The sequence below is a fragment of the Actinomyces sp. genome, from assembly GCF_030530635.1.
Lineage (GTDB): Bacteria > Actinomycetota > Actinomycetes > Actinomycetales > Actinomycetaceae > Actinomyces.
In genome coordinates, this window is record NZ_JAUMUL010000093.1 from 1 (window position 1) to 7,892 (window position 7,892).

Genomic DNA, 7,892 nt, shown 5'->3' on the forward strand with positions numbered 1-7,892 from the left:
TGCAAACCCACCACAGGAACCCACACCACAACACCAAACACCCACACCACACCCCAAAACCGGAAGAACCGGTATACAGCAGAAGGTTAACTGGCCTCGTGCATGCAGGAATGGCAGCCCAGCGCCCCGGCTGTGGGCGCCGCACCGCCTACTCCGGCAGCCGTTCGGCGCGTAGGCCCACCTCGACCACCGAGCTCTCAAGCCGGGAGAGCCGGTTATGCGGAGTAAGTTGATGCGGACTCGGCGGGGAGGTTGCTCTCGAACACCATGAACTCGCCGAAATTATCCGTGAGTCCGGCAACCTTGAGAGCATCCCGCGATATGTCAAACGCCTCGCTGGTCAGCGATTAGTCACTCACGTGTGAGCGTCCGCCAGGCGAACTCGTACGTCAGTGCATTCATGTAGGCCTGCTGCTTGTTAGTGGCTGCGCCGCCGTGCCCGCCCTCGTTGTTCTCGAAATAGGTCACGTCCTGCCCGAGTTCCAGCATGCGGTAGGCCATGGTGCGGGCATGAGCCGGATGCACGCGATCGTCTCGGGTGGAGGTCAACAGCAGCACCGGCGGGTAGGTCCGCCCCGGCTCCAGGAGGTGGAAGGGGGAGAAGCCGCGGATGAACTCCCACTGTGCCGGGTCATCCGGGTCTCCGTACTCTGGTTCCCAGGAGGGGCCGGCCAGAAGATGGATGTAGCGCCGCATATCCAGCAGCGGCACCTCGCACACCACCGCCCCCACCAGATCCGGATACCGGGTAAGCATGACGCCGGCCAACAGCCCGCCATTGGAGCCGCCGTGCACCGCCAACCGCTCCGGGGAAGTGACGCCCCGCTCGGCCAGTGCGCGTGCCACGGACGCGAAGTCCTCATACGTCCGATGCCGATGCTCCTTGGCGGCGGCTTGATGCCATGCGGGCCCGTACTCACCGCCACCGCGAATATTCGCCACCACGTAGGTGCCGCCCCGCTCCAGCCAGGCCTTACCGATCACCGACAGGTATCCGATTCCCAGAGGGATCTCGAAGCCGCCGTAGCCGTAGAGCAGTGTCGGGGACGGAATGGGATTGCCGGCGTTGTCGAGCCGGGGCCGACCGATCTGGAAGTAGGGCACCCGGGTACCGTCATCCGAGACGGCCACATGCTGGGTGACGGCGACGCCGCTCGCATCGAAGCGCCAGGGCGCCTCACGCAGCACCTCGATGTCGGCCAGTCTGCCGTCGGCATTGAGCTCGCCGAGCATGAGTGCCGAGGGGCTGGTGAAGGAGGTGCGCGTCAACCAGACCCTGTCATCGTGGAGCGGATCGATGCCGTCGGCAGCGAATTCGATCAGGGGACGTCCGGGACGTAGCAGGGTTTGGTCCTGCGTGGCCTGAGTCTGCGGACTGTCACTGCCGGTGCAGGCTGCGCCATCGTCGGTCCCGGGCAACCGAAGCGGGCGACGTGACCAGGGGCCGGAACCGTCGGTGGCGGTGGGCGTTAGCACTTCGACGGAAGTGACGCAGTCATCAAGAATAGACAGCAATAGGTGATGGGCGGTCATGGTGAATCCGCTCAACGATGTGGTAGGTGTCGGCGTGAACAGCACTGTCAGGTCTCGCGATCCACCCAGGAATGCCTCAATCGGTGCAGCCAGTAGGGAGCCTGCCGGGTAAGTCGTGTGGGCATCGGTCTGCCAGTCCTCACGTAGTTCGATCAGCAGCAGGTCCCAGACCGGGGTCACTGTTGCCGAGGCGGGCACATCCACACGCAGTGCACCAGGCGCAATCGTGGCCTGCGTCTGTGTCAGGTGGTCAGCGCCGGAAGCAGCGGTGAAGACTTCGGCGCCCTCAGGAAGCAACCATAATTCGGAGCTGTAGAAGTCCGGGTGAATCAGCAGCCAGACCCGGTTCTTCGGGTCGTGGAAGCCCCAAGCCCCCTCCGCGTCGGCGGGCGCGGTGAGCAGCACCTCGCCCGCCTGTGGACTCTGGCCGCGGCGCAGACGACGCACCTGCCGGGGGTACCCGGAAGGGGTGAGCGAGCCCTCCCCGAAGTCGGTGGCCAGCAACACGGTGTTGCCCTCGTCATCGCCCCAATCCAGGAATCCCTTGGAAGGCTCGCGCACGAAGCCGGTGCCGCCCTGATCCGGACCCGGTAGGAAACGGCGCTCGTCCAGGTCGAATTCGCGAGTGATGTCGGTGTCGGAGCCGCCGTCGGACAGGTTTATCAAGGCCCGTCGACCGGTCAGGGGACCGCGCAGCGGCATGGAGGCATCCGACCAGACCCAGTTGACGCCCTCCTCCTCGCAAAGCGCATCGAGATCGAGCAGAACCTCCCAGTCGGTGGGGTCGGTGACCATGGAGTCCGCGGCGGGGGCGGCGCGGGACGGCGCAGCCGTGCGGGCCTGGGATGTCGAGGAGCCGGCTCGGTAGGCCTCCCAGGTGGTGCGCCGCCACAGCCCGCGCGGATGGGCGGCGTCGGTCCAGAAGTTGTACAGGGCGCCGGCGGCTTCACTTACCTCGGGAATGCGGTCGGGGGAGTCCAGGATCGCCTCGATAGTGGTGCGCAGCTGGGTGAACTCGGGGGAGTCGTCGTAGGCGGCGCGGGTGGCGGCGTTGCGCCTGGCCACCCATGACAGCGCCCGCACCCCCTCGATCTCGTCAAGCCAATCGGGGACGGGCTGAAGACTCGATGAGGAGGCTGCGGGCGTTGTATTCACCGGGCAGACTCTACGGCCTGCCGGCGTGGCGGTGCTGTTGACCCGCCGTCACTCCTTGCCAATGGTCTTATCGGCGGCGTCGCGGGCGGAGTCGACCTGGGAGTCGAATTTGCCTCCGGTGACCTTCTTGGCGGCCTCGGCGGCCTTGTCCAGGACCTTGTCGGAGACCTCCTCGACCTTGTCGGAGCTGACGACGCCCTCGGCCTTCTTCTTCAGGTCATCGAGTCCCATAGCGCTTCCTTTCGTCTACCACGGGGATGCCGGCCGGCTTCCCATGTGCGCAGTATGACACGGGTGCAATGATGCGAACTCACAGCGAGGCGAGCACGGCATCGGCGATCTCACGGGCGCGCTCGGCGGAGGCCGCATCAATCATTACGAAGGTGACCGTCCCGCCGGGGTCTGTTGAGGCGGCAGTGCCGTCTTCAGTGGAGCCGGCGGTGTCAGGGGTGCCTGTGGCGCCGCCCGTCATGATGGCCATGAAGGCGATACTGAATGCCCTTCCGGAGCCGGCGAGCTTGCCGGAGGCCGTGTAGAGGGCCGCTTCGGCTCCGGAGCCGGTGGTGCGTTGCACGAAGTCACTGGAGTCGACCTGGTCGTCCGCGGTGACCTCGGCGAACTCCTCCTCGGGTGGCAATCCATCCTCGAGTTGGTACTGGGAGACCACCAGATTCTCCGTGAAATCGGTGGCGTCCGCGTCCACGCTGATCAGATGGAAGGTCTGGGCATTCTCCCGCACCGAGTCAGGCTCCTGGTCGAGAGCGTCCGCCACCGCCTGCACGAGTTCGTCGTCCAAGTCGTCGTGGGTCAGGGTGGTCCAGTCGGACGGTACCGCCAGGGAGATTCCAAAGCCCGGCACCTCGGTGAGGGTGTAGCCGTGGGGTGTGGTGGGGCCGGTGGAGGAGTCGGCGTCCGCGGAGCAGGCCGTCATCGACACGGACATCGACACGGCCGTGGCCAGGATCAGGCCGTAGCCGAGGACATTCCTGCGGGATGGACGTGTCATGAGAATCCTTGCGAAATCTGGGTGTGGGGTGGTTGAAGGTGGTTGGGCCCGTGGATCAGATCGAGCCCGCGACCGCGTCGAGTAGTTCCTGCGCCCGCTGCGCGGACTCGTAACTGGTGACCGTGACCACGAGCGTGCCACCGTCCTTCGGGACAAGCGCGTTGATGATGGCGCCGTACTGCGTCTGCCCACCGAAGCTTAGGGAATAGCTCACGGTCCTGGCCTCGGCGCCACTGCCCGTGGTGGTGGAGGCCACCTCGACGTCGTCCTGGCCAATGCCGAACTCCTCCATCCCGGCGGTGATCTCCTCCTTGGTGCGCAGCTCGTTCTGGTCCTTGTTGACCTGGGCGTTGATCTCGTCCGCCTTGCCGGAGCCCCCACGGCCCGCAGAGATCACCCCGTACGCCGTCAGCTTCAGCTTCACGGAGTCCGCGTCCGCGCCCGTCGCCTGGGCAAAGGCGTCGATGCGGTCGTCAGCGTCCGCGTCATCGCTGGTGAGGGTGGTCCAGTCGGAGGGGACCGCGAAAGTGACGGAGCTGTTAGGGATCTGTGCGGTCGTGTAGCCGTCGGGGACGGTGGTCTTCGCATCCGCGCCCTCGTCGCCCTTGGCGGCTGCCGTGCTGGTGCCGGTGGCGTCGTTCGAGGTGGAGCAGGCCGCCAAGGGGACTGCCAGAGCGACGGCGAATGCGGTGGTCAGGGCGGTTCTGCGAGCCAGGTGAGCCATGGGGGTCCTTCTCAATGAGTCATAGTTATCGTGGCCGATGGGCCTTCGGCGGGGAGCCGTCGGGGCGGGGCGCGGTGCAGCCCCGCCCCGACGGTAACGATACGGGTATCGATATGTCTTGACTCAGATCGAGCCGAGGATCACGTCGGCCAGTTCCTGCACCCGCTCGGTGGAGGCCGCGCTGATAGCGATCAGGGCGAATCCCTTGCCGCCCTTCGCCGGCACGATCACATACGCTCCCTTGTTGCTCGTCTCTCCGAGGGTGAGGGTGTAGCTCTGCACCACTGCGTCGTCGCCGCTGGCGGTTGTGGTCTTGGTGTAGGTGTCGGGCGTGATGTTCGCGTTCGGGTTGTTTGCAGTCTGGTTGGCCAGGAACTGCGCCACCTCGTCCTTGGAGGGGGCCGCATACGCACTATCCAGTAGCTCGACGTTGAGGTTCTCGACGAAGTTCTCGGTTGCGCTTGTGTCTATGCTCCACAGGGCCAGCGACTCCATTGCGGCGAGTACTTCCGCAGGAGTCCGCTCGGTGGCTGTGGCGACGGCGTCTACCAGCTCGGTCTGTGAGGAGGCCTCGGCGCCGGTGAGTGTGGTCCACCCGGAGGGAACGGCGAAGGACAAGTCGGCATTGGGGACCTCGGTGAGGGTGTAGCCGTCTGGAACAGTAGGCGTCGAACTCGTCGCGTCTGCGCCCGTCTTGCTGCTGCCGGAATCCGTGCCGGTGCTGGCTTCGGCGGTGACCTGCTGGTCGGAGTTCCGCTCCTCGGCATCGGTGGAGTTGTTGGACTGACAGGCGGCCAAAGACGCGGTCAGGGCGACGGCGGCCAGAGTGGTGGTGAGGGTTGTTGCTACGCGGGGTAGGCGCTTCATGTGTTCTCCAAGTCTCAGAGTAGGCGGGTATGTGTGCTGCAGCAGGCTAACGGAGTGCGCATCGATAACAAAATGGGTAGGGCTACCCATGCTCTGCCTGAATTCACTGGGAAATCTGACACCTCAGGTTTGGCAGTGGTGGTGCGTGCCACTGTCGGTGGCGCGGCGGGTGGATGATCGGCTGTCGGCGCCCGGCTGGGATGTACCATCTTCCAAAACTGACTTCGTCTCTGTGCGCCGCTTCGGGGTGATCGGATGCTCGCCCGCACGCGCTACGAGTCGCAGCCGTGAGCCCTCGGGAGTGTGCTCCCCAAAGTGACTCTTCGTGTTTGGGGCTGGAAAGGTCGTCTTCGGCAAACCGGCACCCACTGACAACGGCCTCACCGGCCCGAACCGGGCCTGCCACGCCCGATCATGACCACTACATCGCGGCCCCGCACCCTCCCGGAACCCCCGCCCCCGGCAGCGACCCCCTATGCCGGTTCCAGTTCAGTTTGGATGCAATACAGATCCAAACCCCACCACACCCTCAAACACGAAGAGCCACCAAAGTTGAGTGGAATAGACTCAAGACTGCATCGGTTGAGGCGTGCAGAACTCCGGACCGCACGAGTCTGGGCGCCCACGTCAAGGAGGTCCCGTATGGACACCAACTTCACCACCCGCTCGCAGGAGGCGATCTCCGGGGCCATGCAGGCGGCCGCCGCCGCCGGCAACCCGCAGGTAGACACCGCACATCTGCTGGCCGAACTGTTGGCCCAGACCGATGGCGTCGCGGCCGGACTGCTCGCCGCCGCCGTCACCGACCCGGCCGCGCGCCAGACCGTCGGCGCGGCGGCGCGCCGAGTCCTGGCCTCACTGCCGGCGGGCTCCGGCTCCTCCGTCGCCCAGCCGCAGCCCTCGCGCGCCTTCCTGGCCGCCCTTGAGGCCGCCGGCAAGGAGGCCAAGAGCCTCGACGACGAGTACGTGTCCACCGAGCATCTGCTCATCGGCCTGGCCGCCGGCAATCCGTCCGCCGACCCCGTCGCCAAGCTGCTGAGCGACGCCGGCGCCACCGCCCCGAAGCTGCGCGAGGCCCTCCCGCAGGTGCGCGGAAGCGCCCGCGTCACCTCCCCCAACCCGGAGGGCACATACAAGTCCCTGGAGAAGTACGGCACGGACCTCACGGAGGCCGCCCGCGAGGGCAAGCTGGATCCGGTGATCGGCCGCGACGCCGAGATTCGCCGGGTGGTGCAGGTGCTCTCCCGCCGCACGAAGAACAACCCCGTCCTGATCGGCGAGCCCGGCGTCGGCAAGACCGCCGTCGTAGAGGGACTGGCCCAACGCATCGTCGCCGGCGACGTCCCCGACTCCCTGCGCGGCAAGCGCCTCGTGGCCCTGGACCTGGCCGGGATGGTCGCGGGCGCGAAGTACCGCGGCGAGTTCGAGGAGCGGCTGAAGGCGGTGCTCAAGGAGATCAAGGACTCCGACGGCGAGATCGTCACCTTCATCGACGAGCTGCACACCGTCGTCGGCGCGGGTGGCGGCTCCGAGGGGGCCATGGACGCAGGCAACATGCTCAAGCCCATGCTGGCCCGCGGCGAGCTGCGCCTGGTGGGAGCCACCACCCTGGACGAGTACCGCGAACACGTGGAGAAGGATCCCGCCCTGGAGCGCCGCTTCCAGCAGGTGTATGTGGGTGAGCCCTCGGTTGAGGACACGGTCGCGATCCTGCGTGGCGTCGCCCCCAAGTACGAGGCGCACCACCAGGTCACCATCTCCGACGGCGCGCTCGTGGCCGCCGCCACCCTGTCCGACCGCTACATCTCCGGCCGGCAGCTGCCGGACAAGGCCATCGATCTGATCGATGAGGCCGCCTCCCGCCTGCGCATGGAGCTGGACTCAAGCCCGGTGGAGATCGATGAGCTGCGTCGCCGCGTGGACCGTATGCGCATGGAGGAGTCCTACCTGGCCGACTCACTGTCCGCCGAGCGCGGAGGCGAGTCGGATCCCGCCGCAGCGGACCGGCTGGAGCGCCTGCGCGCCGAACTGGCCGATGCCTCCGAGCGCCTGGCCTCCCTCAATGCCCGCTGGGAGGCGGAGAAGGCCGGGCACAACAGGGTCGGCGAGCTGCGGGCCCAGCTGGACGAACTGCGCACCAAGGCGGACCTGGCCGAACGCGAGGGCCGCTTCGAGGAGGCCGGCCGCCTGCGCTACGGGGAGATGCCCGCTCTGGAGAAGCAGATCCGCGACGCCGAGGCCGCCGACACCACCGTCGTCGGCCCGGACGGGGTTGAGCGCGAGGGCGCTCCGGAGCCGATGATCGCGGAGAAGGTCGGCCCCACCGAGATCGCCGAGGTGATCTCCTCCTGGACCGGCATCCCGGTCGGCAAGCTCATGCAGGGTGAGCAGGCCAAACTGCTGCACATGGAGGAGGTCATCAGTGAGCGTCTGATCGGCCAGAAGGCCGCCGTGACCGCCGTCGCCGATGCCGTACGCCGCTCCCGCGCGGGCGTGTCCGACCCCGACCGGCCCACCGGCTCCTTCCTGTTCCTAGGTCCCACGGGTGTGGGCAAGACCGAGCTGGCCAAGGCCCTGGCGGACTTCCTGTTCGACGACGAGCGCGCC

At 66.9% G+C, this 7,892-nt stretch carries 6 protein-coding genes; 1 reads left to right on the top strand and 5 read right to left on the bottom strand.

Annotated elements, in window-relative coordinates:
- Positions 1-351: 351 nt before the first annotated feature.
- The 5 genes from Q4A20_RS14235 to Q4A20_RS14255 form a co-directional block, all read right to left on the bottom strand.
- Positions 352-2,688, bottom strand: a complete 2,337-nt coding sequence (locus Q4A20_RS14235; protein ID WP_303123974.1) for a prolyl oligopeptidase family protein — start codon at positions 2,686-2,688, stop codon at positions 352-354.
- Positions 2,689-2,736: 48 nt separating this feature from the next.
- Complete coding sequence (locus Q4A20_RS14240) at positions 2,737-2,919, bottom strand: antitoxin (protein ID WP_303123976.1); 183 nt, start codon at positions 2,917-2,919, stop codon at positions 2,737-2,739.
- 79 nt (positions 2,920-2,998) lie between these two features.
- The gene (locus Q4A20_RS14245) at positions 2,999-3,694 is read right to left on the bottom strand and encodes a hypothetical protein (protein ID WP_303123978.1); all 696 of its coding nucleotides are present in this window, start codon (positions 3,692-3,694) and stop codon (positions 2,999-3,001) included.
- Positions 3,695-3,749: 55 nt separating this feature from the next.
- Entirely contained in the window at positions 3,750-4,418 is a 669-nt protein-coding gene (locus Q4A20_RS14250) for a hypothetical protein (protein ID WP_303123980.1), read from the bottom strand.
- 123 nt (positions 4,419-4,541) lie between these two features.
- Positions 4,542-5,285 (bottom strand): hypothetical protein, encoded by a 744-nt coding sequence (locus Q4A20_RS14255; RefSeq protein ID WP_303123981.1) that lies wholly within the window; start codon positions 5,283-5,285, stop codon positions 4,542-4,544.
- 642 nt (positions 5,286-5,927) lie between these two features.
- Between Q4A20_RS14255 and Q4A20_RS14260 the strand changes: the two genes are divergently transcribed.
- Positions 5,928-7,892 (top strand): ATP-dependent Clp protease ATP-binding subunit (locus Q4A20_RS14260; RefSeq protein ID WP_303123983.1); only part of this gene is annotated, 1,965 nt, incomplete at its 3' end.